Source organism: Kribbella sp. NBC_00662 (genome assembly GCF_041430295.1).
Taxonomy (GTDB): domain Bacteria; phylum Actinomycetota; class Actinomycetes; order Propionibacteriales; family Kribbellaceae; genus Kribbella.
Window position 1 is genome coordinate 7,782,265 of the sequence record NZ_CP109029.1, and the last position, 23,277, is coordinate 7,805,541.

Consider the following 23,277-nt stretch of genomic DNA (forward strand, 5'->3'; position numbering starts at 1 on the left):
TAACTGCTCGTGCCGCTACCCGGGGGAAGTAGTTCCGCTGCGCAGTCTACAAACAGATGCGCGTGAACTTGTGGAGGCCGACCGGTGAAGAAGGGGCCGACTGCAAGGGCAACAGAATTTGAACATGCGGTGCTTGTCTAAAAGGCTTGTCCAGAACGCAGTCGGCGGAGGCCCGGACGGGGGCCACCGCCGTGGTTGTGCGGACGGTCGAGATGCAGTTCTCTCTTGTCGCGGCTAGGGTCCTCAGACCGAAGCGGGGGCGCGCAGAGCCTCGTCGACGGTCAGCAGGCGACCCTCGTGAATCTGTGCGACGAGGTGGTCGTTCTCTGCCTGCAGACGCATCACGTGCGCCTCCAGGTCGGCGACACGCCGGTTGAGCAGACGAACCTGCTCGAGCATGCGCGGGTCAGTGCCTCCAAGATGCCCTAGAAGAGCCTTGGCCATTGTGCTGTCCTCCGGAAGGGTTCTGGCCGGGTGCGCTCCAGGTCCTGGTCATGAAGGAGCGCTGAAAATGTGTGCCGTCTTTCAGGGTGACACCGGCGGGGGCGACGGGTCAACCTGGGCCACGTTTATTAACGATACCTCGCTCACCAGCGAACATGGCGCGGAACCGGCTGACATTTCGGGCACCGGTACGACGAACGGTTCATGAACGGCTCGCGACGGATCGGCCGGCCGTCCCGGGGGCACTGCGATCCCTCCTGCCCGTAGACGTTCAGGCCGCGTTCGAAGTACCCGGATTCCCCGTTGACGTTGACGTAAAGCGCGTCAAAGCTGGTGCCACCAACGTTCAGCGCCTCGGCCATCACCTCGTGGGCCTGGTGCAGGATCCCCTTGATTTGCACGGGTTTCAGCGTTTCGGTGGCCCGCGCGTAGTGCAGCTTGGCCCGCCACAACGCTTCGTCGGCGTAGATGTTGCCGATCCCGCTGACCACGGTCTGGTCCAGCAGCGCCCGCTTCAACCCGGTCCTGCGGCGCCGGATCTTCGCGGTCGCCAGGTCCGGATCGAACAGAGGATCGAACGGATCCCGGCCGATGTGGGCGATCTCGGCGGGCAGCTCGGCGCCGCCCTCGGAGTACGACAGACCACCGAACATCCGCTGGTCCACAAAACGGACCTCTCCGCGGTCGTCCGCAAAGCGGAACCGGACCCGGAGATGCGGTTCGTCGGGCGCCCCGACCGGCTGGACCCGGAACTGACCGCTCATCCCGAGGTGGGTGAGGACGGCGTCCCCGGACGCCAGCGGGAGCCACAGGTACTTCCCGCGGCGGGCCGGCTCGGTGAACACCTGACCCTTGAGCCGGGCCACGAAGTCGTCCGGTCCGGCGGCATGACGCCGTACCGGGCGGGGATGCAGCACCTCGACCGCGTCGATGGTGCGGCCGGTGGTGAACTCCGCCAGACCCCGGCGGACGACCTCTACCTCGGGAAGCTCGGGCACCTAGGGCTGCTGCGAGGGGTCCGTGCTGTCGGGATGCGCCGCGCGCAGGGCCTTCCAGGCGGTCTCGGCGGCCTGCTGCTCGGCTTCCTTCTTGCTCCGGCCGATGCCGTGACCGTACGTGTCGGTGCCGATCCGGACCCGGGCCTCGAACGTCTTCGCGTGGTCCGGTCCGGACTCGGCGATGACGTACTCCGGGACGCCGACGCTGAGCTGGGCGACCAGTTCCTGCAGCGACGTCTTCCAGTCCAGGCCGGCGCCGAGCCGGGCCGACGACTCCATCAGGTCGTCGAACAGCCGGTGCACGACCATGCCCGCGGTCTCGAACCCGCGGTCCAGGTAGACGGCGCCGATCAGTGCCTCGACGCAGTCGGCCAGGATCGACGACTTGTCCCGGCCGCCGGTGGCTTCCTCGCCGCGTCCGAGCCGCAGGTACTTGCCGAGCTTGAGCTCGCGGGCGACACCCGCGAGCGCACGCATGTTGACCACCGCGGCCCGTAGCTTGGCCAGCCGGCCCTCGGACAGGTCCGGGTGATTCCGGAACAGCGACTCCGTGACGATGACGCCGAGCACGGAGTCCCCGAGGAACTCCAGCCGCTCGTTCGTCGGCAACCCGCCGTTCTCGTACGCGTACGAGCGGTGGGTGAAGGCGTGCTCCAGCAATTCGTCAGCCAGCGATACGCCGAGCCGCTGGTTCAGCTCGGCGTAGAGCCCCGTTTCGTTGGCAGAGTTCACTGGGTTGGTGCCGTTTAGCTCTCGACGACCTGGCGACGCTCGCCCTTGGCGCCGTACTGGCCGCAGTTGGGGCAAACGGTGTGCTGCAGGTGCTTCGCGCGGCAGGCGGGGTTCACGCAGGTCACCAGCGACGGGGCAGTGGTCTTCCACTGGGCCCGGCGGCTACGGGTGTTGCTGCGCGACATCTTCCGCTTCGGAACGGCCACGGTTATGACTCCTCGGTTCGGCCGGGGGCTGGTGGACCCGGCCGGCTAGCTGACGTTGGTGTTCAGTTGTGCTGCGGTGGTTCGTCGGTCTGGAGCAGACCGCCGAGGGCGGCCCAGCGCGGGTCGACACCGTCCTCGTGCTGATGGCCGGGCTCGTCCGCCAGGCGTGCCCCGCAGTCGGGGCACAGACCCGGACAGTCGTCCGTACACAGCGGCTGGAACGGTAGTGCGAGCACCACCTGGTCCCTCAGCACCGGCTCGAGGTCGATCAGATCGCCCTCCATCCGGCTGGCCTCGTCCGGCTCGGCTTCGCTCTCCGGGTAGACGTACAGCTCCTGGACGTCAGCGAGGAACTCGTCCTCGATATCGACCAGGCACCGCGCGCACTCCCCGACCAGACGGCCGCGGGCCGTACCGGTGACGAGCACCCCTTCGACCACCGATTCCAGCCGTAGATCGAACTGGATCGGATCGCCTTCGGGGACGCCGATCACGTCGATTCCGAGATCTGCCGGCGCCGGCGCCGTGAAAGTGACTTCGCGTTGGGACCCGGCGCGGCGTGTCAGCTCGTGCGTATCGATCACGAGTGGGGACCGCGGGTCCAAGACGCTCAGAGCGAACCTTTCAGGCGTGGGCAGGCAAGAACTCGGTCTCGTCGAGACCGGTGCTCTACATTACCAACTCCGCGGCGCTGCGCCCAATTCGGGGTCAGGCTAGAACTTCGCCAGTAACCGGGAGTGAACGGCCGGGGTCACGAACGTGCTCACGTCGCCGCCGAGGCGGGCGATCTCCTTGACCCAGCTGGACGAGATGAAAGCGTTCTCCGGGGCGGTCGGGAAGAACAGCGTGTCGACCCCGGTCATCCGCCGGTTGAGCTGGGCCATCTGCAGCTCGTAGTCGTAGTCGGCGGCCGAGCGCAGGCCCTTCACGATCACGCCGGCGCCCTCGGCCCGGCAGTAGTCGACCAGCAGCCCGTCGAAGGTGCCGACCCGGACGTTCGGGAACGGCGCAATCAGCTCAGTGAGCATGTCGATCCGCTCCTGTGGCCCGAACAGCCGGTTCTTCGACTGGTTCACGCCGGTCGCGACGATCAGCTCGTCGAAGGCGGCGGCCGCCCGGGTGACGATGTCGAGATGCCCGACCGTGGGCGGATCGAAGGTCCCTGGAAAGACCGCCTTAGCCATGCCGGTGACCGTACCAAAGCCGGGCCTCGCCGTACTTGCGGTCCCGTAGCGCGGCGAATCCGTCCGGCCACTCCCACGGCTCCCGCTTGCCCCGCTCGACGACCACCACCGCGTCGTCCGCGAGCCACTCGCGCGCCGCGAGGTCGGTCAGCACGTCCTGTAGCTCGGTGGTCTCCAGCTTGTACGGCGGGTCCGCGAACACCAGGTCGAACCGCGCCGGAACCTCACCCGCAGTGATCTTCTCGACCGGGCGTGTCACGAGCTTCGCCCCGGGCAGCCCGACGACCTTGAGGTTGGCCGCGATCACCTCGGCGGCCTTGCGGTCGGACTCGACCAGCAGCACGGTCGTGGCACCGCGGGACAGCGCTTCGAGCCCGATCGCGCCCGATCCGGCGTACAGGTCGAGCACGGCCAGTCCGACGAAGCTGCCGAACTCCGACTCCAGCGACGAGAACAGCGCCTCCCGCACCCGGTCCGCGGTCGGCCTGGTCCCACTCCCCGCCGGCACGGCGATCCGCCGCCCACCGGCCGCTCCCCCGACGATCCGCGTCACGGGGCCTCCCGTTCTGGACTGAGGAGCGGAGGGAGCCAAGCGACCGCAGCGACGAGGGAAGAACGGGAGCGAAAGCCCCGTGACCCCCGCGCCGGAGGCGCGGCATTCAGCACAGTCACGTCTTCTCCAAGTATTCGGTGGTCTCCGACTCGAGGGCGCTGCGTACGACGGACCGGAGCACCGGGTACTCGGCCAGCTCCGCGTCGACCGACACGATCGAGTTCGCCACGTGACGGGCGGCGAGGATGATGTCCTCGTCGCGCAGCACGCTGAGCAGCTTCAGGCTGGTGCGGCGCCCGGACTGCGCGACGCCGAGTACGTCGCCCTCGCGCCGGGTCTCCAGGTCGATCCGGGACAGCTCGAAGCCGTCGGTCGTGGAGGCGACGGCGTCGAGTCGCCCGTACGACTTGGATCCCGGCCAGAGATCCGTGACGAGCAGGCACAGCCCCGGCACCTTGCCCCGGCCGACCCGGCCGCGGAGCTGGTGCAGCTGGGAGATGCCGAACCGGTCGGCGTCCATGATCACCATCGTCGAGGCGTTCGGTACGTCGACCCCGACCTCGATCACCGTGGTCGCGATCAGTACGTCGATGTCGCCGGCCGCGAACCGCGACATCACCGCGTCCTTCTCCTCGGCCGGCAGCCGCCCGTGCAGGATCTCGACGCGCAGGTCGTGCAGGATCTCGCCCAGCGCCTCGGCGACCTGCATGACCGAGATCGGCGGCCGGGCCTGCTTCTTCCCGCCTTCGTCGGTCTCGAGCAGCTCGCCTTCCTCGTCGCCGGCGTTCTTGACGTCGTCGCCGATCCGCGGGCACACGACGTACACCTGATGTCCCTTGCCGACCTCCTCGCGGACCCGGGTCCAGGCGCGTTGCAGCCACTCGGGCTTCTCCTTGGCGGGGACGACCGACGACTGGATCGGCGACCGGCCGGCCGGGAGCTGGGTGAGCGTGGAGACCGCGAGGTCGCCGAACACCGTCATCGCCACCGTCCGCGGGATCGGCGTCGCGGTCATCACCAGCACGTGCGGGGTGTTGTCGCCGGACTTGGCGCTCAGCGTGGCCCGCTGCTCGACGCCGAACCGGTGCTGCTCGTCGACCACCACGAGCCCGAGATCCGCGAACTGCACCTTGTCCTCGAGCAGCGCATGCGTCCCGACGACGATCCCGGCGGCACCGCTGGCGGCATCGAGCATCGCCGTACGGCGTCCGGCCGCGTTCAGCGAGCCGGTCAGCAGACCGATCTTGGTGGCGTGCTCCGCGCCGCCGAGCATGCCCTGCTCGGCCAGGTCGCCGAGCATCTTCGTCAGCGTCTTGTGGTGCTGGACGGCCAGCACCTCGGTCGGGGCGAGCAGCGCCGCCTGACCGCCGTTGTCGACCACGGACAGCATCGCCCGCAGCGCGACCACGGTCTTGCCGGAGCCGACCTCGCCCTGCAGCAGCCGATGCATCGGGTGTGGTCGCGCCAGGTCGGCGAAGATCTCCTCGCCCACCTCGGCCTGTCCCTCGGTCAGCTCGAACGGCAGCCGCCGGTCGAACTCGTCGAGCAGGCCGTCGGCGACCCGCGGCCGCGGTACGGCGTTCAGCGCATCCGTCACCGCCCGCCGCTGGGCGAGAATCGTTTGCATCACCAACGCTTCCTCGAACCGGAACCGTTGCTGCGCGTCGCGGATGTCCTTCTCGGTATCGGGAAGATGCACCAGCTGCAGGGCTTCGCGCAGTCCGAGCAGCTTCTCCTTGCGCAGGACCAGGTCCGGGATCGGGTCGTCGAGCTGCTCGTCGAGACTGTCCAGGACGATCTTCACCGACCGCTCGATCGTTGCAGTGGGCAACTTCGCGGTCGCGGGGTAGAGCGGGCGGAACGGCCGGGCCCGGCGTTCGATCTCGGCCTCGGTCAGGTCCTCCTCGTCGAGGATCTCGGTGCCGGGATTCTTCAGTTGCATGGTGGTCCGGAACATCGACACCTCGCCCCAGAACAGCGCGGAGGTGCCGGGGGTCAGCTTCGTCAGCAGCCAGGGCTGGTTGAAGAACGCCGCTTCGAGGTCGTTGCGCCCGTCGGTGACGACGACCTTGGTGATCGTCCGCCGCTTGCGGTACTTGTGGACCTCGTCCGGCCGGATCTCGACCTTGCTGTCCAGGGCGCGGGCGGTGACCTTCTTCACCCGCCCGTTGACGGTGGCCTGGTCGCCGACCTCGAGCTCGTCGAACGGGGTCAGCTCACCCTTCTTCAGGTACCGCCGCGGGTAGTGCCGCAGCAGCTCGCCGACGGTCTCGATCTCGAGCACGTCGGCGAAGGTCTTGGCCGTCTTGGCTCCGAGGAAGTCACGGAGCTTGCGGTCCACATCGGCCAAATGATTCGACACAGTTATTCGACCCCGATCAGCAACGGGTACCTGTCCTGCCCTCCGTCGTACACCACGACGTCGACATCTTTGCGTTGCCGGCGGACGTGGCGCTCCACCGCCTCGGCCAGCGCGGGGTCGGCGTCACGGCCGGTGACGATCGTGAGCAGCTCGCCGCCGCCGCCGAGCAGCCGGTCGACGACCCCGACCGCGGCCGTCTCCAGCTCCTCGGTGATCAGCGCGAAGTCTCCGTCGACCACTCCCAGCGCGTCGCCGATCCGGCAGCGGCCGGCCATCGTCCACGCGTCTTTGGTCGCGATCGTCACGGCGCCGTGCCGGGTCTGCCCGGCGGCCGCGGAGAGGTGTACGACGTCGTCGTCGAAGCTGCGTTCGGGGTCGTGAACGGCGATCGCGGCCAGCCCCTGGACCTGTGCGCGGGTCGGGATCACGGCGACCCGGATCCCGTCCTGGCGGGCGGCGGTGGCCGCGGCCTCGGCGACCGCGATCGAGTCCTGGTCGTTGGGCAGGATCACGATCTCGGGTGCCTGGGATTGCTCGATCGCCTGCAGCAGTTCGCCGGTGGAGCAGCGCCGGCCGGGGCCGCCGCGGATGACCCGGGCGCCGGCTTCGGCGTACAGGTCGGCCAGCCCGTCGCCGGCGACGACCGCGATCACCGCGCGGCCCGGGGCGGGCTCGTGGTGGTGGGCCTGGTCGGCGAAGTGGGTGACGCGGATGCGGTGCGGGCGGCCGATGTCGATGCCGTGTTCGATCACGGCGCCGACGTCGTCGGTGTGGACGTGGACGTTCCAGAGCCCGTCGCCGCCGACCACGACGACCGAGTCGCCGAGCCCGGCGAGGCTCTGCCGGAAGTCGCCGACCTTGTCGTCGGGCGCGTCGAGCAGATACATCACCTCGTACGCCGGTCCGTCCTGGCTCTCGGCGCTCTCACCTTGCGGTTCGACCCTGGCCGGCACGTCGACGCGCACGTGGCGGCCGGTCAGGACCGACTCCATCGCGCCGAGGATCACCACGAGGCCAGCTCCCCCGGCGTCGACGACGCCCGCGCGCCGCAGTACGTCCAGCTGTTCGGTGGTCTTGGTGAGGGCCTGCCGGGCGGAGGCGACGGCTGCCAGGCAGACGTCGGCGAGGGTCTTGCCGTCGTTCGCAGCCGTCATCGCGCCGGTGGCGGCGGCACGGGCGACGGTCAGCATCGTGCCCTCGACGGGCTGGGCGACCGCGCCGTACGCGGCGTCTGCGGCGTACTTGAGCGCGTCGGCGAAGGCGGCCGCCTCGCTCATCCGGGGATCCGCGAGTACGCCGTTCTCGCGGTCGCGCGGGAGGTTCTCGTCGAGGCGGAGGCCGCAGGCGCGGATCAGCTGGGAGGTGATGACGCCGGAGTTGCCGCGGGCGCCGAGCAGGGCGCCGCGGCCGAAGGCCTGGATCGCCTCGGTGAAGGTCAGCTCGCCCTTGGGCAGGGCGTCACAGGCGGCTTCCCAGGTCAGGTAGAGGTTCGTGCCGGTGTCGCCGTCCGGCACCGGGTACACGTTCAGTTCGTCGATCTCGGTCCGGGCCCGCGCCAGCTCCGCCAGCGCCGTCCGGGCCCAGGCGCGCAATACCTCGACGGTCAATTCCTCCACGCCCGGAAGGTTAGTACGGGTCCGTTTACCATGTGCTGTGCCTCGCTCCGTTCTGTTCTCGTTCGCGTCCGACAGTTACCGGTACGCGGTCCGCGAGATCCGGGAGGCGTTCCCGGGCGAGCACCGGTTCGAGCGCCTCGGAGCCGAGGTGGCCCGGCTGGCCGACACCGCGGTACCGGTCGAGGAGTTCGCGGCGGCGTGTGACGAAGGCCGCATCATGTTCGTCCGGCATCTGACCCGGGAGATCGCCGGCTACCCGCTGGACGACCTGCCGACCGAGTCCGAGCTCGCGACGACGCTGCTCGAGGAGATCTCGGCCCGGTCGGTCGCGGTGCAGACCTGGGTCGACGGCACCGGCAGCTCGTACCACCACCTGATCGTCGAGGCGTTGGCGAGCCGCGGGGTGACGAGCACCCGGTCCGGGCAGGACGTCGTCGTGTCGGGTGTCGTCGCCGGGAAGCAGTTGCTGATCGGCGTGAACCGGCTGGCGGACAGCTTGTCGGACTGGCCGGGTGGGCGGATGCGGCTGGCCCGTGGCGAGGAGCGGGTCTCGCGGTCGGAGTTCAAGCTGGAGGAGGCGATCGCGACCTTCGGGCTGGAGCTGCCGGCGGGCGGGAAGGCTGTCGACCTGGGCGCTTCGCCGGGCGGCTGGACGCGGATCCTGCGGCAGCACGGGCAGGAGGTGTGGTCGGTGGACCCTGGTTCGCTGGATCCGCGGTTGCGCGGCGATCGGCGGATCCATCACGAGGCGACGACCGCGGGCAGGTTCTTCGCGGCGAACCGGGTCCGGTTCGACGTGGTGGTCAACGACATGCGGATGGACCAGGTCATGAGCGCGCGGATGATGGTCGACGCGGCGGTTCAGCTACGCCGCGGCGGTCTGGCGATCGTCACGTTGAAGGGCGGCGGCAAGAACCCGCTCGACGGCGCCCGGCACGCGATCGACGTCCTCCGCGAGCGGTACGACGTACTGCACGCGCGTCAGCTGCACCACAACCGCAACGAGATCACGGTCGTTGCGCGTAAACACGACTAGGCGCCCGGGAGGTTTCCCGGGCGCCTGTCGAAAGGCCCTACACGGAGTAAAAGCTGGGGATCAGCCGACGACGCGCTGGACCTTGCCGGCCTTGATGCAGGACGTGCAGACCTTCAGCTTGGTCGGGGTGCCCTTGATGAGCGCCCGGACCGGCTGGATGTTGGGGTTGAACCGCCGGGGCGTGCGAGCCTTGACCCGGCGGATCATCGCGCCCTTACCCAAGCGGGCAACGCTGTTGCCGAACGTCGGCTGCTTGCCGCAGACATCGCACTTCTTAGACATGATTCTCCGTGTTCAGGGTCGTGACACCGACAGACCATGTTACATGGGTGTCAGCGAGCCACCAATTCGGCTCAGACTCGGTTTCAGGACGTGAGGTAGGCCACTTCGTCCTCGGTCAACGACACCGACAGGCCCGGTGTCGAGGTGCGGGTTTCGCTGACGTGACGCGGCCCGATCAGCGGAAATACAGGATACGGCTGGTGCAGCAGCCACGCCAAAGCGATGGCGGTCGGCTCGACGCCCTTGGCCTTCGCCAGCTCCCGCGCCCGGTCGAGCCGGCGGAAGTTCTCGTCGGAGTAGAAGCAGCGCACGAGCTCCTGGTCCGAGGTGTCCTCGGGCTTGGCGCGTCCGGTGAAGAACCCGCGGGCCTGGCTCGACCACGGGAACAGCGCGACCTGGCGTTCCCGCAGCCACGCCTGCGACTCGTCGTCGGAGACGTGCCGGCAGCCGGCCCACGGTACGTCGTAGGCGCGGGCGAGACTGAGGTGGTTGCTGAGCAGCGTGAACGGCTGCTTGCTGTTCGCCTCGGCGTACGCGTTGGCTGCATCGAAGCGCGCGGTGGACCAGTTCGATCCGCCGAAGGCCTTGATCCGGCCCGCCTTGAAGTGCTCGTCGAGGACGTCGACGAACTCGGAGACCGGGATCTCCTCGTTGTCGCGGTGCATCAGGTACAGGTCGACGTGGTCGGTCTGCAGCCGTTCGAGGCTTTCGTGCAGTTGGCGCGTGATCGACTCGGGGTCGCAGTACGGCGTGTGCGCGCCCTTGCCGATGACAACGACCTCGTCGCGGTTGCCGCGGGACTTCATCCATTGTCCGAGCAGCCGTTCGCCGCGTCCGCCGCCGTAGATGTACGCCGTGTCGAACGTCGTACCGCCGCGCTCGACGAAGTCGTCGAAGATCACCGCGGCGTGCGGCAGCGTCTGCTGGTTGTCGACGCCCATGACGAGCCGGGAGACCTGCTTGTCGAGGCCCGGCACCTTCCCGTACGTCATCGGGGCGTCGTCGCGCCGGGCGAGCGGACGACCGGTCGCGGTCGGGATCGTGGCGTCGTCCCGCTCGCTCCGGTACTGCTGCCCGATCGCGGCCCGCCACTGGTCCTGGACGGTGAGGTTGCCGAGCGTGTCGGCCCAGCTCATCTCCGGCGCTTCCTTCGCGCCGGCCTGGATCGCCGCCTGCACGGCCTCGGCCTCGGCCGTGTAGATGAGGGCGGGCTCCGCGGAGATCTCCCGCGGCTCCTCCCCCACCTTGTGCAGGGTGACGTGGTTCGGCTTGCCGTCGCCGCCGAACCACGGGTCCTCGACGACGAGGTACCCCTCGCTGCCGTAGATCCGGACCTGGTTCTGGTCGCTGAGCCGTACGCCGGTGCTGACCTGCGCGGTGATACCGCCGTCGAAGAACAGCGTGGCGACCGACCATTCGTCGGCACCGGTCTCGCCGACGTGCCCGACGGCGCTGACGGCGGCGGGGTCGGCGAACGGCTGCCCGGCCGCGATCCCGGCGATGAGCCGCGAGTACGAGACCGGGTAGCCGCCGACGTCGAGGATGCCGCCGCCGGCGAGTTCGTCGGCGAAGATCCGGGACTCGGGCCGGAAGCCCGCGGCGAAGGCGAACGTGGCCTGGATCTGATGGACCTTTCCGATCTCGCCGTCGCGGACGAGTTGGGCGACCAGTTTGGTCTGCGGCAGGCACCGGTACATGTACGCCTCCATCAGGAAGACGTCGTTGCGTACCGCGGCCTCGATCATCGCCTCGGACCAGGCCCGGTTGATCGCGAGCGGTTTCTCGCACAGCACGTGCTTGCCGGCTTCGGCGGTCTTGATCGCCCACTCGACGTGCATCGGGTGCGGGGTGGCGATGTAGACGGCGTCGACATCGGGGTCGGCGAGCAGGTCGTCGTACGAGCCGTGCCGGTGCGCGATGTCCCACTTGTCGGCGAAGGCGTTGGCCGAGTCGAGGGACCGGCTGCCGACGGCGACGACCTCGTTGGTCTTCGACGTCGGCACCTGGCTGGCGAACCGGGAAGCGATGTTGCCGGTGCCGAGGATGCCCCAGCGGAGCGTTTGGTCAGTCAAAAGGAGTCCCGTTGTGATTGTGGTTTCAGGTCAGAACTTCATGGCGCCTGCAGCGAGATCGGCGATGAAGGAACGCGCGCCGATCAGGAAGACGCCGATCAGGGGGATGACGCTCATCAGGGCGCCGGCCATCACCATCGAGTAGTCGGTGCCATAGATGCCGTTGAGCTGGTCGAGGGCGACCTGCAGGGTGAGGCGGTTCGGGTCGGTCATCACGATCAGCGGCCAGAGGTAGTCGTTCCAGACATTGATGAAGGTGAAGATACCGAGGAAGGCGAGTCCGGGCCGCAGTACCGGCAGGCCGACGGTGAGGTACTGCCGGAAGAACCCGGCGCCGTCGACCTTGGCGGCCGAGATGAGTTCGTCGGGGATCGCGCCGCGGGCGTACTGACGCATCCAGAAGATCCCGAACGCGTTGGCGGCGCCGGGGATGATGAGTGCCTTCAGCGAGCCGATCCAGCCGAACTCGGCGAGCGTGACGAACTGCGGGACCAGCGAGAGCTGGGTCGGGATCATGAAGGTGGCGAGCAGGATCGCGAACAGGACGTTCCGGCCGGGGAAGTCGTACTTCGCGAACGCGAACGCGGCGAGCGAGTCGAAGAACAGCACCAGCACGGTGACGCCGAGCGACGCGATCAGCGTGAGCAGCATCGAGCCGAAGAAGTCGATGTTGTCGAGCACTTCGCCCATGTTCTCGAACAGGTGCGATCCGAGCCACAGCCGGGGTGGGTAGGTGAAGATGTCCGGCGTGGTGTTGGAGGCCATCACGACCATCCAGTAGAACGGGAAGAGCGAGACCAGGACGCCGAGCATGAGCACGACGTGGCCGACGGCGGTGCGTAGGCGCTCAATGGACATCTGCGGCCTCCCTCTTGGCATTCTGGGCTGCGATCTTGCGTTCCACCCGCCGAGCGGCGCGTCGGGTCAGTCGTTCGTCGTCGTTTCCGCCGATCAGGCGCCAGTTGATGATGCTGAACAGCACGATCAGGATGAACAGCGCCCAGCCGACGGCGGCGCCGTACCCGAACTGGTTCTTGATGAACGCCGACTGGTACAGGTACGAGACGATCGTGAGGCCGGCGTCGCCGGGTCCGCCGATGTTGCTGGTGTCACCGAACAGCACGCGGGACTCGGTGAAGATCTGCAGTCCGCCGATGGTCGAGGTGACCGCGGTGAACAGGATGACCGGCCGCATCATCGGCACGGTGATCCGCCAGAACGTCTGCCGCGGACTCGCGCCGTCGACCTTCGCCGCTTCGTACACGTCGGCCGAGATCGCCTGCAGCCCGGCCAGGTAGATGATCGCGTTGTAGCCGACCCAGCGCCAGGTGACGATGGTCGCGATCGCGATCTTGATGCCCCACGGCGAGGTCAGCCACGCGACCTGGCCGACGCCGATCGATTGCAGGAACGCGTTCAGCAGGCCGAAGTTGTTGCTGAAGATCGAGCCGAACACGAGCGTGATCGCGACGACCGAGGTGACGTTCGGGATGAAGTAGGCGATCCGGTAGAAGGTGCGGAGCCGGGTCGCGTTGTGCAGCGCGTTGGCGATGACCAGCGCGAGCAGCAGCATCGGCACGGTGGACAGCACCCAGATGATCAGCGTGTTGCCGATCGTCTTCCAGAACGTGGCGTCGGTGATCAGGTAGTGGTACTGCTCCAGGCCGACCCATTTCATCTGCCCGATGCCGTCCCAGGAGTGGAACGAGATCCAGATCGAGAACAGCACGGGGAACGCACCGAAGACCGCGAACAGGATGAAGAACGGCGCGACGGCGGCGTACTGCGGCATCGCCTGCTTGTACTTGTTCGGCGGTTTGTCGGCCGTCGCGGCGGCCGTGGTCACTGCGGCCGGGACGGCTTTGCTGGTGACTGCCATGTCAGATCGCCCCCGCTCGGGTGAGTTCGCGCTGCACCTGGCGCTGGGCGTCGGCCCAGGCCTGGTCGGGGTTCTTGCCGGCCGCCTCGATGTTGACCAGCTCGGAGCTGATGGGCGTGTCGATGATCGTGTCGTACGGCGAGAAGTACGCGCCCGGGTACTTCTTCGCGGAGTCGGCGAACACGTCGACGATCTGCTGCCCGCCGAAGAACGGGTCGGGCGCCGTCAGCGTCTTGTCCGTGTACGTCGCGGGCGTGGACGGGAACAGGACCGGGTCGAGGAACGCCTGGGCCTGGTTCTTCGCCGACTCGAGCCAGCTGATGAACGCGAACGCGGCCTTCGGGTTCTTGCAGTACTTCGTGATCGCCAGGAAGGACCCGCCCTTGTTGCCGGCGCCACCAGGAGCCGCCGTCACCCGCCAGAGTCCCTTGGTCTTCGGTGCCGCGTTCTTCGGTCCTAGCTGCGCCCACCAGACGGCGGCGTTGTAGGCGACGAGCTTGCCGTTGGTAACCACGGCGTTCTTGTCGGTCGAGTTCTGCGCGTTGGCCGACAGTCCTTCCTTCACCACCCTGACGGAGAGGTCGAACGCCTCCCGGACGTGGTCCTGATCGCCGATGTACTGGCCGTCGGCGGTCATGTAGCGCTTGGACTGCTGCGCCATCCGGTAGCCGTAGATCCCGGTGATGTTGTCGGTGATCGCGGATCCGGGGACCGCCTGCTTGAGTTTCTTGCCGAGCGCGATGTAGGTGTCCCAGTCGGGCGCCAGCTCGGCAACGGCGGCGGGGTCGATGTCGATACCGGCCTTGGTGAAGACGTCGCTGCGGTAGAACAGCGCGGTCGGCCCGGTGTCCATCGGGTAGGCCATCATCTTGCCGTCCGGCGTGATCCCGAGCTTCCACTTCCAGGGCAGGAAGTCCTTCGCGAGGTCCTTGGCCCCGAGATCGTTGAGATCGTGGAACTGGTCCGCGTTCGGGAAGTACGTCGCCACGTCGTCGTTGATCGCGACGATGTCCGGGACCAGGGACTTCCCGGCCAGGGCGGTCAGCACCTTGGTCTTGTAGTTGCTGCCGATCCGGGTCATCGCCAGCTTGATGCCGTCGTACCCCGGGATCGCCTTCTCCGCCTGACCGATCAGGCCGTCGTTGACAGACCCGACCCAGGTCCACATGCTGAGCTCGTTCGATCCGCCCAGTGAGCTGCGGGAACCGCAGCCGGTGAGTCCCGCGGCGGCTGCGGCTGCGGAGCCGCCGACCGCGAGGAAGTGCCTTCTACTCAACGTCATAGCCTCACCTGGCGCTTTCTGTTGGATTTCGCCGGAAGGTGTCCAGATATGTTTACGTAGCCATTAGGTAAGCGCATACCGACTGAACCGGTCAAGGTTCCGGTGACAAGATTGGGCTCATGATGATGCGTGGCGTCACCGCCGTCCTCTTCGATGCCGACGGCGTCGTCCAGCGTCCGACGTCCGACTGGTGGTCGCGACTGTCGTCGCTCGTCCCTGCGGACGGCGAGGCATTCGTCGCGGATCTGATGGCGGCGGAGAAGCCGTCTCTGGTCGGGAAGGTCGACTTCCGGGATGCGCTGGCCGACGTACTGCGGCGGTGGAACTCGCCGGCGTCTGTCGACGAGGCGCTGGAGCCGTGGAGCTGGTTCGCGGCTGAGCCTGAGGTGGTGTCCTTGATCGCTTCCTTGCGGGCTGCTGGGGTGGGGTGCCATCTGGCGACCAACCAGCAGGCGTACCGGCGGGCGATCATGCAGGACGAGCGCGGGTACGGCGAGTGGTTCGACCAGACGTTCTACTCGTGCGACCTGGGGCTGGCCAAGCCGGATCCGGCGTACTTCCGGGCCATCCTCGGCGCCTTGGACCTGCCGGCCTCCTCGGTGCTGTTCATCGACGACAACGTCGCCAATGTGGAGGCTGCGGCTGGGGTCGGACTGCGGGCGGAGCTGTACGACCTGTCGGCGGGCGTGCCGGCGTTGGCGGAGCTGCTTCGCCGTTACGGACTGCCGATTCCGGCCTGAGGTCTTGTGATGGAGTGACGGCTGTGGCATCGTCGCCGGACAGTTGACAACGAAGGACATCCACCAGCCGCTCCCTGGAGGCCTCCCGTGTCCGATCGCTTCGCGCTCTCCCGTCGACGCTTGCTCGGTCTGACTGCTGGCCTGGGTGTTGCTTCGGCCGTCTCGCCGTCACTCGCCTTCGGATCGTCCTCGTCTTCGGCGCCCTCGTCCGCCTTGGCATCGGCCTCCTTGGCATCCGCGACGTCCTCGGCGTATCCGAAGGGGCAGCGGCCGCGGGTGCTGAACGTGCTGACCGAGGACTCCCTCTCCTCCGCCGAGCGCACGCTCGCGACCACACTCCAGGGCCTGATGGCGCGCCGCGGCGGCGAGTCCCTGTACCTGAACCTGCCGACACTCGGCTACCAGCACTGGCTCGACGGCCTCGTCTCGCAGTACGGCGTCCGGATCCGGACAGAAGACCTGTGGAAAACCGTCGGCCGGTCCGGCATCCGCGGATATGTTCTCTTCCGTACAGGCACTCCGTCGGTCAACGTCGCGACCACGCTCGCCGGCGTGACGGGTGCTGTCGCCATCGAAGAGAGCTTGGAGGCACTGGCAATCCAGCACGGATTGCGCAAAGTCCTGGACGTGCGGGACAAGGACGACCGCTGGGTGTTCGAGACGTACTGGCCCCGCCTGCGACACGACGTCGTGGTCGAGCAGCGCGCCGACTTCCCGGAGCGGCTCCGGGACTACGTCACGATGGCGGGGACGCTCGCCTTCTTCGACGGCAACTCGGACTTCCGCGCCGAGGTAGTCAGCGCCCTGACCGACGACGGCACGGTCATCGGCTGGGGCGACGCCTCGAACGGCGAGGACGCATTCATCGGGGTCAACTCGAGCACGGGCGTAAAAGCCCTGCCCGCCGACCACGCACGCAACCTGTCAGTGCTGTCAGGCATACGCGAGGACCACCTGCGCCAACAAGGCCGCGCGTTCGACCCCGCCCTACGCCCAGCGACGTCCACCGCTCAACCGACGACCGGACCACAGAGCGGAGGGGGTGGGGGGAGGGCCCTCGAACCAGCGCCGGACCCCAACGCCCACTACGTGAGCTTCCTGATCACCGACGGCGACAACATCCAATGGGCGCTCGGCGACTTCCCGACCGACCCGCGCTGGTTCGGCAGCCCGCGCCGCGGCGAGGTCGACCTCGGCTGGGGCATCTCCCCCTCGCTGATCGATCTGGCACCGTCGGTGATGCGCTGGTTCTACGAACAGTCCGACAAAGACCGCTGGGTCGTCGGCCCGTCCGGCGCCGGCTACATGTACCCGAGCCGCTACCCCGCCGCCGCCCTCGACAAGCACACCGCGTCACTGGCCAACGCGATGGGCCGAGCCGACCTCTCCGTTGCCCAGATCATCGACTTCAACGCCTTCGAGAACACCCGCCTCTGGTCGTCGTACCTCAAGCGCCGCGAGATCGACGGCCTGATCTACCTCGAGTACTCCCGGTACGACGGCCTCAAGGGCAAGGTCGTCTGGTCCGAAGGCAAGCCGGTCATCTCGGCGCGCACCATGCTGTGGGACGGTCTCGACGGCGCCGACGAGGCATCCGTCACCGCCGAACTCAACGCCGCCACCCGCAATCCGCACTCGACCGCCGGTTACTCGATCGTCGTCTGGCACGCCTGGAGCAAGTCCGTCGACAACGTACTGTCCGTCGTCAACAATCTCGCCCCTCACGTCAAGGTCATCCCACCGGACACCCTGGTCCGCATGGTCGGCAAGTACGCCAAACCCTAGCTTCGTTGCCCGCAGCAACAACATCGAGGTTGTCCACAGATTCAAATCTGTGGATAACAGAAATCCCTTGAAATAAAGGGCTTTCGGGTTTGAGAACTGTCGGTGGCCATGTCTAGAGTCATCGGCATGGAACTGTTGGGCGAGCGACCGGCATGGTCGATGAGCGGCGCAGAAGTGCTGTCGACTCTCGACCAGGTCGATGCTGCCCTCGCCCGCCTCGAGACGTACCGTCTCCACCTGATCGCCAGGGTCGACGTTCTCGAACACGCACAGGAGATCGGCGCACACAACACCGCCCAGCTACTCGAATTCCGCTACCGCCTCGACCGCTCCCGCGCCCTCCGCGACGTACGCCTGGCCCGCTCCCTCGCCAAGTACGACGCCGTGTCGTCCGCCCTCCCCGATCCCCACGCAGACCCAGAAACCGATGAAGCTACAGCGGTCGTACTGCGTCCCGCGCAGGCCGAGGCAATCGTGTCCGCCCTCGACCAAGTCCCGTCAAAGGTTCCAGCCGACGACGTCGCCGTGGCCGAACGAGAACTGGTCGGCCTGGCCCGCCACCTGTCCCCGTTCGAACTACGCCGAGCCGGCCAGCGCATCCGAGACGTCCTCGACACCGACGGCCCAGAGCCCGAAGAACACAAGGCCTTCGCCCGCGAAACCCTGACCCTCACCACCGCGGACCGGGGCGTCAAATTCCGCGGCTACCTCGCCAACGAGAACGCAGAACTCCTCCGCTCTCTCATCCACGCCGGCGCCCGCCCCCACAAGACCGTCGACGGCGCCCCAGACCCCCGCTCCCGCGAAAAACGCCAAGCCGACGCCCTGACCACCACCCTCACCATCGCCGCCACCTCCCTAGACGCAGGCACACCAACCCCGCGCACCCCTCGCCCCACCCACACCACAAGCCCATCAACATCCCCAGACCGACCCCCGAGCCCACCACACACACCCGAGCCAGACACCGCATCGACACCGCCAGCACCATCCCTACCTCAATCACACACGCCCAATCCGACCGAAGCAGGCACTGCCCACGACGGGTCCTCCGCGTGTGATGAATCCGCCACGTCCCACGCGTTGCCTAGGTCCGGAGCATCCCCCGCGCGTACCGCACCCGCAGCATCCCCGGCAGCTGATACGTCCGGTGCAACCCGTGCGTCCGGTGCAACTCCTGCGCCCGGTGCAACCCGTGCGTCCGGTGCAACTCCTGCGCCCGGTGCAACCCGTGCACACGTTATGTCCGGGGCCGGCGCGTCCGGGCCGTTCGGCGGAATCTGTGCATCCGGTGCGAGCGGTGCATCAGCCGACGATGTCAACGGGCGCGCAGTCGGCCGGGAAGGGTCGACCGGTGGCGGCGCTGGGCGCGGGATGGATGGAGCCGGCGAGGTGCCCGGGTTCGGGGCGAAGGCGAACATCACCGTGACCATCGACCTGCAGGACCTCAAGTCGGCGGCGGCGGATGCGATCGGGGACACCGTGTACGGCGACGGTCTGTCAGCGGCCGCGATCCGGCGTCTCGCCTGTGATGCGAGGGTCATCCCCCTCGTCCTAGGAACGAACTCCGAACCACTGGACGTCGGCCGCTCCGAACGCCTCGTGACCCGCGCCATGCGCCGCGCCCTCAACACTCGCGACCGTGGCTGCGTGGTCTGTGGGGCTCCGCCGATCCAGTGCGACGCCCACCACCTGGTCTCCTGGATCGACGGCGGCGAGACCAAGATCTCCAACCTCGTACTGCTCTGCCGCCGCCACCACATCGACCTCCACGCCGGCGAGTGGACCATCACCATCCTCAACGGCGAAGTCCACGTAGCCCGCCCCACCTGGGCCGACCCTCCACCACAACCCCCAACGATCCCCAAGCGCCCGCTCGCCCCGACGCCGCCGCCCCAGGCCGCGCGCCACTCACCCACGCCCAGTCACAATCCGTCGGCCAACACCTCGCCCCAGCACGACCGAGCCGATCGAAGCCCGACCCATGTCGCGTCCGACGACGACGGCGGCGGCGGCGGCCCGACCATGCACGTTCCGCGGGATGACTCGCGCGAACGGCACATGACAAACGCGCCGACGCCCTCGTGGCTGTCGTCGTGCGACGCAACATCAACGCGCCGTGCACCAGAGGACACATCGACCCACGGCCCGTCGAACGGCGTTCAGCTGAGGGACTGCGGCCCAACAGATCGCGAGGCCAACGAACGCGACGTGGATAGCAGGGAGGTCGATGACCGTGGCTCGACCGAGCGGTCTGTGGCGAGGGCTGCGGTTGCTTCGGTCGTTCGGCGGTCCGCGCTGGGACGCCAGTTGCTTCGGCAGCTGCGGTCAGGCGAGGGCAGTGCTGACGTGAGCGGCGCAGGCGAGAGCGGTGCCGCCGAGAGCCGTGCGGACGACAGCCGTGCGGACGACAGCGGTGTGCGCAAGAGCGGTGTGCGCAAGAGCGGTGTGCGCGAGAGCGGTGTGCGCGAGAGCGGTGTGCGCGAGAGCGGTGTGCGCGAGAGCGGTGTGCGCGAGAGCGGTGTGCGCGAGAGCGGTGTGCGCGAGAGCGGTGTGCGCGAGAGCGGTGTGCGCGAGAGCGGTGTGCGCGAGAGCGGTGTGCGCGAGAGCGGTGTGCGCGAGAGCGGTGTGCGCGAGAGCGGTGTGCGCGAGAGCGGTGTGCGCGAGAGCGGTGTGCGCGAGAGCGGTGTGCGCGAGAGCGGTGTGCGCGAGAGCGGTGTGCGCGAGAGCGGTGTGCGCGAGAGCGGTGCGGACCAGACGTCGGCGAGCTTGTTTCGGGAGGCGGCATACCAGGCGATCTGGGGTGAGCCGATCACGCCGCAGTTGGATCGGGAGACCAGCGCCGGACAGGTCTCGATCGCGGCTCCCCGGTCTGAGATCCCGCTCGATCCGCGCACCGAGCAGTCCGCGAAGCCGCCAGACGATCCGGTGCCGACCGGCCTGCCGTCAAGCGATCCGGTGCTGGCCTCCGCGCCGTCAAGCGATCCAGTGCCGACCGGCGTGCCGTCAGACGAGTCGGTGTCGACCAGCTTCCAGCGTGCCTCGTAAATGGTTGCCGACAGCAATCCATCTGCGGTTCGTCGCCGCGGCGATTGCAAGTGCTCCTTCGATGGACAGCTCCGCGTGCTGTGGGTTGGTGCGGACGCGTGGTCGGGAGTCCGCGGGCAACCACGCGTGCGGAGAGCCCGCGAGAGATCACAGCTTGGAAGAGCCCGTCGACACCGGCAGATCGAGCAGCCAGGACCGGGTCAACCACGCACGGGCAGTCCGTTTGTGACCACGCGTGGGCAGGGCGGGTTCTGACCACGCGGTGGGCAGTCCGTCTGCGGCCGCGCGAGAACAGTCCGTTTGTGACCAGGCGAGAACAATCCGTCTGCGGCCGCGCGAGTGCAGTCCGATTGTCAATAGGCGTGGGTGAGTCGGTTGCGACCGCGCGACGGCGGTCCATCGGCGACGCACGTGGGTGAGCCCGCCGAGGGCTGTCGATGGTTCACGTCGGCGCAGTAGACGTCGTCTTCCGAGCGGCCGGTGACGCTCCTCGGTGAGGTGGTCGAGGAGCGTGACGGTGGCCTGGGGTCAGGTGCGGGGGACTTTGAGTTTGTCCCAGGTTTGTTGGCCTGGGATTCCGTCGGCGTCGCTGCCGGGTTGTGATACCGAGCCGTGGAAGCCTAGTTTTTGTTGCCAGGCTGAGTAGGACTTGAGGTCGCCGGTTCCCCAGGTGTCCTTGTTGGTCTGGGTTTCGTACTTGTTGCAGCCGACGGCGATCAACCGGGCGTGCATCGCGGCGATGATCGGGCTCTTGCGGCCCATCACGAAGAACGACTTGCCGGGGAATGTGACGAACCCGGTGCGCGGGCCGGCCGAGTGCACGTACGACGGGCGCCCGTACCCGGCGATCACGTCCGCCCTCCGGGTATGGCGGTCGCACTTGTCGTCGAAGTTGCCCTCGATCGTGTAGATGTTCGCGCCGCTGACGCCGGTGACGATGCCGACGTGGTCGATCTTCGACTTGACGTCGGTGCCGCCCCAGTCGAAGAAGACGATGTCACCGCGCTGGATGCCGGCGACATCCTTGTGCCACTGGCTGTGGTTCTTGAATGCGTGAGCGTGTGCCGTCGTCAGCGCGTAGTACCCGCCGTAGGTGACCGCGTTCTGGTTGCCCGAATGCCACGCCCAGTACGTGATCGAGGCATCGCACCACGGGAAGTTGCCGCTGAACGCCGACCCGTTCTGGTCGCGATACCACTTCTGGATCTTGTTCGGCTCGCCGAGGCCGAGGTCGAGTTCAGCCTGGTGGACCATGTCCTCGATGCCGCTCATGAGCCCGCGCTCCCGCTGTACTCCGGGTCGGCTACTGGCGGCCGCCCGTAGCCACCGCGCTCGGCTGGGCCGAACTCCTCTTCCAGCAGTTCGGATTCGTCGTCGAGCCGGTGATCGAAGCTCGGCTCGGTGAGCAGTCGGGCTTGCTCTTCTTGGGACATCTCGTCCGGGTCGTCCTGATACGGTCCCCCGTTGGACCGCACGTCATCCATGCTCACAGCTCCCCCTCAAGACGTTCTGAGCCCCCAGCCTTGATCTGTTCATCATGCTCCGGCCCACGGTGTTCGTCCACGGGCCGGAGCACGATCACGCGCTAGCTCAAGCGCTTCATCGACAAGCGGACCTACAGCTTCCGGAAGTACACGGCGACCGGGAGTTTCACACAGCCGAGGCTCTCGTAGAACGCACGGGCGGGCGCGTGGAAGTCGTCGCCACCAGTGCCGATCTCGACGTACTCCGCCTGCTCGGCGCGCATCGCAGCAAAGGCGTGCTCACACAGCGCGGTCCCGCCGTTGGACCTCCGGTACGGCGCTGAGACCGCCAGCAGCTCGACGGTTCCTTTCGCGCGAGCTGGATCGACGTTCCAGGCGACGTACCCGAGGAGTACGCCGTCCTGTTCGGCGACCGCGACGTACTTGTGCTGTTCCGGGTCGTGCAGCGCGGCGACCTCGCGGTGGTAGTCGCCCCGCCAGTCACCGTGCTGGTGGGTGAAGATCGTCTCGCCGACCAGCGGGCGGAACGAGTCTTCGAAGAACGGCCCGAAGGTGTCGATGGTCAGGTCGATGAGCCGGGCCAGGTCAGCGTCGACGTACGGACGAATCTGCATGGAGTGTGCCTCTCACAACGAAGGTGAAATCCGGGCAGGCGTCACCGGCGCGCCGCGCGTGCGGCAACGGCGGGCCGGTGTCAGCGCCGGATACGCCCGGCGGCGAAGCACTCCATGCAGAGGAGCTTACCGACCGACGCTGACGGGGACGGTGAAGATCTGGCCGGTGCGCGGACCGTTCTTCAGCCGGTCGAGGTTGTCGGTGATGCTGTCGTCGGCCCGCCACTCTGAGGTCAGCATGCAGAGGGTCGGGCCGTTGAAGTCGGCCAGGGTCAGCGAGAACGGCGCGCGGTGCTCGGGGAGGTCGAAGCGTTGCAGGATCTCGCCGCCGTCGGTGACACGGACTACCGCGTTGCCGCCGGTCTGGACCCAGATCGCGCCCTCGGCGTCGAGGCAGATGCCGTCCGGGCCGAGGTTCTCGGCGAAGACGCGGCGGTTGGACAGCCCGCCGTCCGGCTCGACGTCGAACGCGGTCAGGCGGCCGGCGAACGACTCCGAGATCACCAGCGTTCGGCCGTCAGGCGTGAGCACCATCCCGTTCGGAAACTGGATCTCGTCCGCGACCTGCCGGACCTGCCCGTCCGGCGTCACCAGCTTGATGTAGCCGGGTTTCGGCGCCTCACCACCGGCGAAGTTGAAGCCCGCGCCGTTGAGGTAGATGTTGCCGTGCGCATCCAGGACGAGCTCGTTGGCCTTCTGCTCGGCCAGAACGGTGACCGATCCGTCGGGCTCGTAGCGCCGCAGCTTCTCGCCGGTGGTCAGCATCCGGCCGTCGGCCAGCCAGTCGATCGACCAGCCCATGAGCTGTTCGACAGGCACCGGGAAGTACTCCGTTTTGCCGTCGGCGTCGACGGCGACCACCTGCTGCTCGATCCAGTTGCAGAACCACAGCCGCCCGTCGTGCCAGCGGGCCGACTCGGGCATCGCCAGGCCGTCCAGGAAGATGCTCGGTTCGGACAT

Annotated in this window: 23 protein-coding genes and 1 pseudogene; 5 read left to right on the forward strand and 19 right to left on the reverse strand. The window is 67.8% G+C overall.

The window, feature by feature from the left end; translation table 11 throughout:
• Positions 1-243 precede the first annotated feature (243 nt).
• From OHA10_RS38240 to OHA10_RS38280, 9 genes are all read right to left on the reverse strand, one after another.
• Positions 244-399, reverse strand: coding sequence for a hypothetical protein (locus tag OHA10_RS38240; RefSeq protein WP_233715190.1), 156 nt, complete (start codon positions 397-399; stop codon positions 244-246).
• Between the two features lie 188 nt (positions 400-587).
• Positions 588-1,442, reverse strand: a complete 855-nt coding sequence (gene mutM / locus OHA10_RS38245; RefSeq protein WP_371403672.1) for a bifunctional DNA-formamidopyrimidine glycosylase/DNA-(apurinic or apyrimidinic site) lyase — start codon at positions 1,440-1,442, stop codon at positions 588-590.
• The gene (gene rnc / locus OHA10_RS38250; RefSeq protein WP_371403673.1) at positions 1,443-2,174 is read right to left on the reverse strand and encodes a ribonuclease III; all 732 of its coding nucleotides are present in this window, start codon (positions 2,172-2,174) and stop codon (positions 1,443-1,445) included.
• A gap of 14 nt (positions 2,175-2,188) precedes the next feature.
• A complete protein-coding gene (gene rpmF / locus OHA10_RS38255) occupies positions 2,189-2,380 on the reverse strand; it encodes a 50S ribosomal protein L32 (protein ID WP_130387616.1) in 192 nt (63 codons plus the stop codon).
• A 62-nt stretch (positions 2,381-2,442) separates the two neighbouring features.
• Positions 2,443-2,964 (reverse strand): DUF177 domain-containing protein, encoded by a 522-nt coding sequence (locus tag OHA10_RS38260; protein ID WP_233715191.1) that lies wholly within the window; start codon positions 2,962-2,964, stop codon positions 2,443-2,445.
• A 129-nt stretch (positions 2,965-3,093) separates the two neighbouring features.
• Positions 3,094-3,564: a pantetheine-phosphate adenylyltransferase gene (coaD, locus tag OHA10_RS38265; protein WP_371403674.1), complete on the reverse strand. Its 471-nt coding sequence runs from the start codon at positions 3,562-3,564 to the stop codon at positions 3,094-3,096.
• Positions 3,557-4,117, reverse strand: coding sequence for a 16S rRNA (guanine(966)-N(2))-methyltransferase RsmD (gene rsmD, locus OHA10_RS38270; RefSeq protein WP_371403675.1), 561 nt, complete (start codon positions 4,115-4,117; stop codon positions 3,557-3,559). Before rsmD ends, coaD begins: the two co-directional genes overlap by 8 nt.
• Before the next feature lie 115 nt (positions 4,118-4,232).
• Positions 4,233-6,467 (reverse strand): ATP-dependent DNA helicase RecG, encoded by a 2,235-nt coding sequence (gene recG, locus OHA10_RS38275; RefSeq protein WP_371408036.1) that lies wholly within the window; start codon positions 6,465-6,467, stop codon positions 4,233-4,235.
• Positions 6,468-6,481: 14 nt separating this feature from the next.
• Complete coding sequence (locus OHA10_RS38280; protein WP_371403676.1) at positions 6,482-8,095, reverse strand: DAK2 domain-containing protein; 1,614 nt, start codon at positions 8,093-8,095, stop codon at positions 6,482-6,484.
• Between the two features lie 37 nt (positions 8,096-8,132).
• Here OHA10_RS38280 and OHA10_RS38285 point away from each other — a divergent pair, with 37 nt between their 5' ends.
• Positions 8,133-9,131, forward strand: a complete 999-nt coding sequence (locus OHA10_RS38285; protein ID WP_371403677.1) for an SAM-dependent methyltransferase — start codon at positions 8,133-8,135, stop codon at positions 9,129-9,131.
• Between the two features lie 60 nt (positions 9,132-9,191).
• On the opposite strand, the gene rpmB is transcribed toward OHA10_RS38285, so the two are convergent.
• The 5 genes from rpmB to OHA10_RS38310 form a co-directional block, all read right to left on the reverse strand.
• The gene (rpmB, locus tag OHA10_RS38290; protein ID WP_130449155.1) at positions 9,192-9,413 is read right to left on the reverse strand and encodes a 50S ribosomal protein L28; all 222 of its coding nucleotides are present in this window, start codon (positions 9,411-9,413) and stop codon (positions 9,192-9,194) included.
• Between the two features lie 83 nt (positions 9,414-9,496).
• Positions 9,497-11,485 (reverse strand): aldo/keto reductase, encoded by a 1,989-nt coding sequence (locus tag OHA10_RS38295; RefSeq protein ID WP_371403678.1) that lies wholly within the window; start codon positions 11,483-11,485, stop codon positions 9,497-9,499.
• 30 nt (positions 11,486-11,515) lie between these two features.
• Entirely contained in the window at positions 11,516-12,343 is an 828-nt protein-coding gene (locus OHA10_RS38300; RefSeq protein WP_371403679.1) for a carbohydrate ABC transporter permease, read from the reverse strand.
• The gene (locus OHA10_RS38305; RefSeq protein WP_371403680.1) at positions 12,333-13,364 is read right to left on the reverse strand and encodes a carbohydrate ABC transporter permease; all 1,032 of its coding nucleotides are present in this window, start codon (positions 13,362-13,364) and stop codon (positions 12,333-12,335) included. The genes OHA10_RS38300 and OHA10_RS38305 overlap by 11 nt, the downstream gene beginning before the upstream one ends.
• A 1-nt stretch (position 13,365) precedes the next feature.
• The gene (locus OHA10_RS38310) at positions 13,366-14,646 is read right to left on the reverse strand and encodes an ABC transporter substrate-binding protein (protein ID WP_371403681.1); all 1,281 of its coding nucleotides are present in this window, start codon (positions 14,644-14,646) and stop codon (positions 13,366-13,368) included.
• A gap of 119 nt (positions 14,647-14,765) precedes the next feature.
• Here OHA10_RS38310 and OHA10_RS38315 point away from each other — a divergent pair, with 119 nt between their 5' ends.
• The 3 genes and pseudogenes from OHA10_RS38315 to OHA10_RS38325 all read left to right on the forward strand — a co-directional run.
• On the forward strand, positions 14,766-15,386 hold the full coding sequence (locus tag OHA10_RS38315; protein WP_371403682.1) for an HAD family hydrolase: 621 nt from the start codon (positions 14,766-14,768) through the stop codon (positions 15,384-15,386).
• A 228-nt stretch (positions 15,387-15,614) separates the two neighbouring features.
• The gene (locus OHA10_RS38320; RefSeq protein ID WP_371403683.1) at positions 15,615-17,171 is read left to right on the forward strand and encodes a GxGYxYP domain-containing protein; all 1,557 of its coding nucleotides are present in this window, start codon (positions 15,615-15,617) and stop codon (positions 17,169-17,171) included.
• 159 nt (positions 17,172-17,330) lie between these two features.
• Positions 17,331-17,981 (forward strand): annotated as a pseudogene (locus OHA10_RS38325) (DUF222 domain-containing protein); the annotation flags it as partial.
• Between the two features lie 277 nt (positions 17,982-18,258).
• Here the strand turns inward: OHA10_RS38325 and OHA10_RS38330 are convergent.
• The gene (locus OHA10_RS38330) at positions 18,259-18,408 is read right to left on the reverse strand and encodes a hypothetical protein (protein WP_371408050.1); all 150 of its coding nucleotides are present in this window, start codon (positions 18,406-18,408) and stop codon (positions 18,259-18,261) included.
• A 155-nt stretch (positions 18,409-18,563) separates the two neighbouring features.
• On the opposite strand from OHA10_RS38330, the gene OHA10_RS38335 reads away from it, so the two are divergent.
• Complete coding sequence (locus tag OHA10_RS38335) at positions 18,564-20,219, forward strand: HNH endonuclease (protein ID WP_371408037.1); 1,656 nt, start codon at positions 18,564-18,566, stop codon at positions 20,217-20,219.
• 528 nt (positions 20,220-20,747) lie between these two features.
• Here the strand turns inward: OHA10_RS38335 and OHA10_RS38340 are convergent.
• The 4 genes from OHA10_RS38340 to OHA10_RS38355 form a co-directional block, all read right to left on the reverse strand.
• Positions 20,748-21,491, reverse strand: a complete 744-nt coding sequence (locus tag OHA10_RS38340; protein ID WP_371403684.1) for a peptidoglycan-binding protein — start codon at positions 21,489-21,491, stop codon at positions 20,748-20,750.
• Positions 21,488-21,703 carry a hypothetical protein gene (locus OHA10_RS38345; RefSeq protein ID WP_371403685.1) on the reverse strand — a complete coding sequence of 72 codons (216 nt, stop codon included), beginning with the start codon at positions 21,701-21,703 and terminating at the stop codon, positions 21,488-21,490. The genes OHA10_RS38340 and OHA10_RS38345 overlap by 4 nt, the downstream gene beginning before the upstream one ends.
• A gap of 131 nt (positions 21,704-21,834) precedes the next feature.
• On the reverse strand, positions 21,835-22,317 hold the full coding sequence (locus OHA10_RS38350) for an N-acetyltransferase family protein (RefSeq protein WP_371403686.1): 483 nt from the start codon (positions 22,315-22,317) through the stop codon (positions 21,835-21,837).
• Positions 22,318-22,443: 126 nt separating this feature from the next.
• On the reverse strand, positions 22,444-23,277 hold the full coding sequence (locus tag OHA10_RS38355; RefSeq protein WP_371403687.1) for an SMP-30/gluconolactonase/LRE family protein: 834 nt from the start codon (positions 23,275-23,277) through the stop codon (positions 22,444-22,446).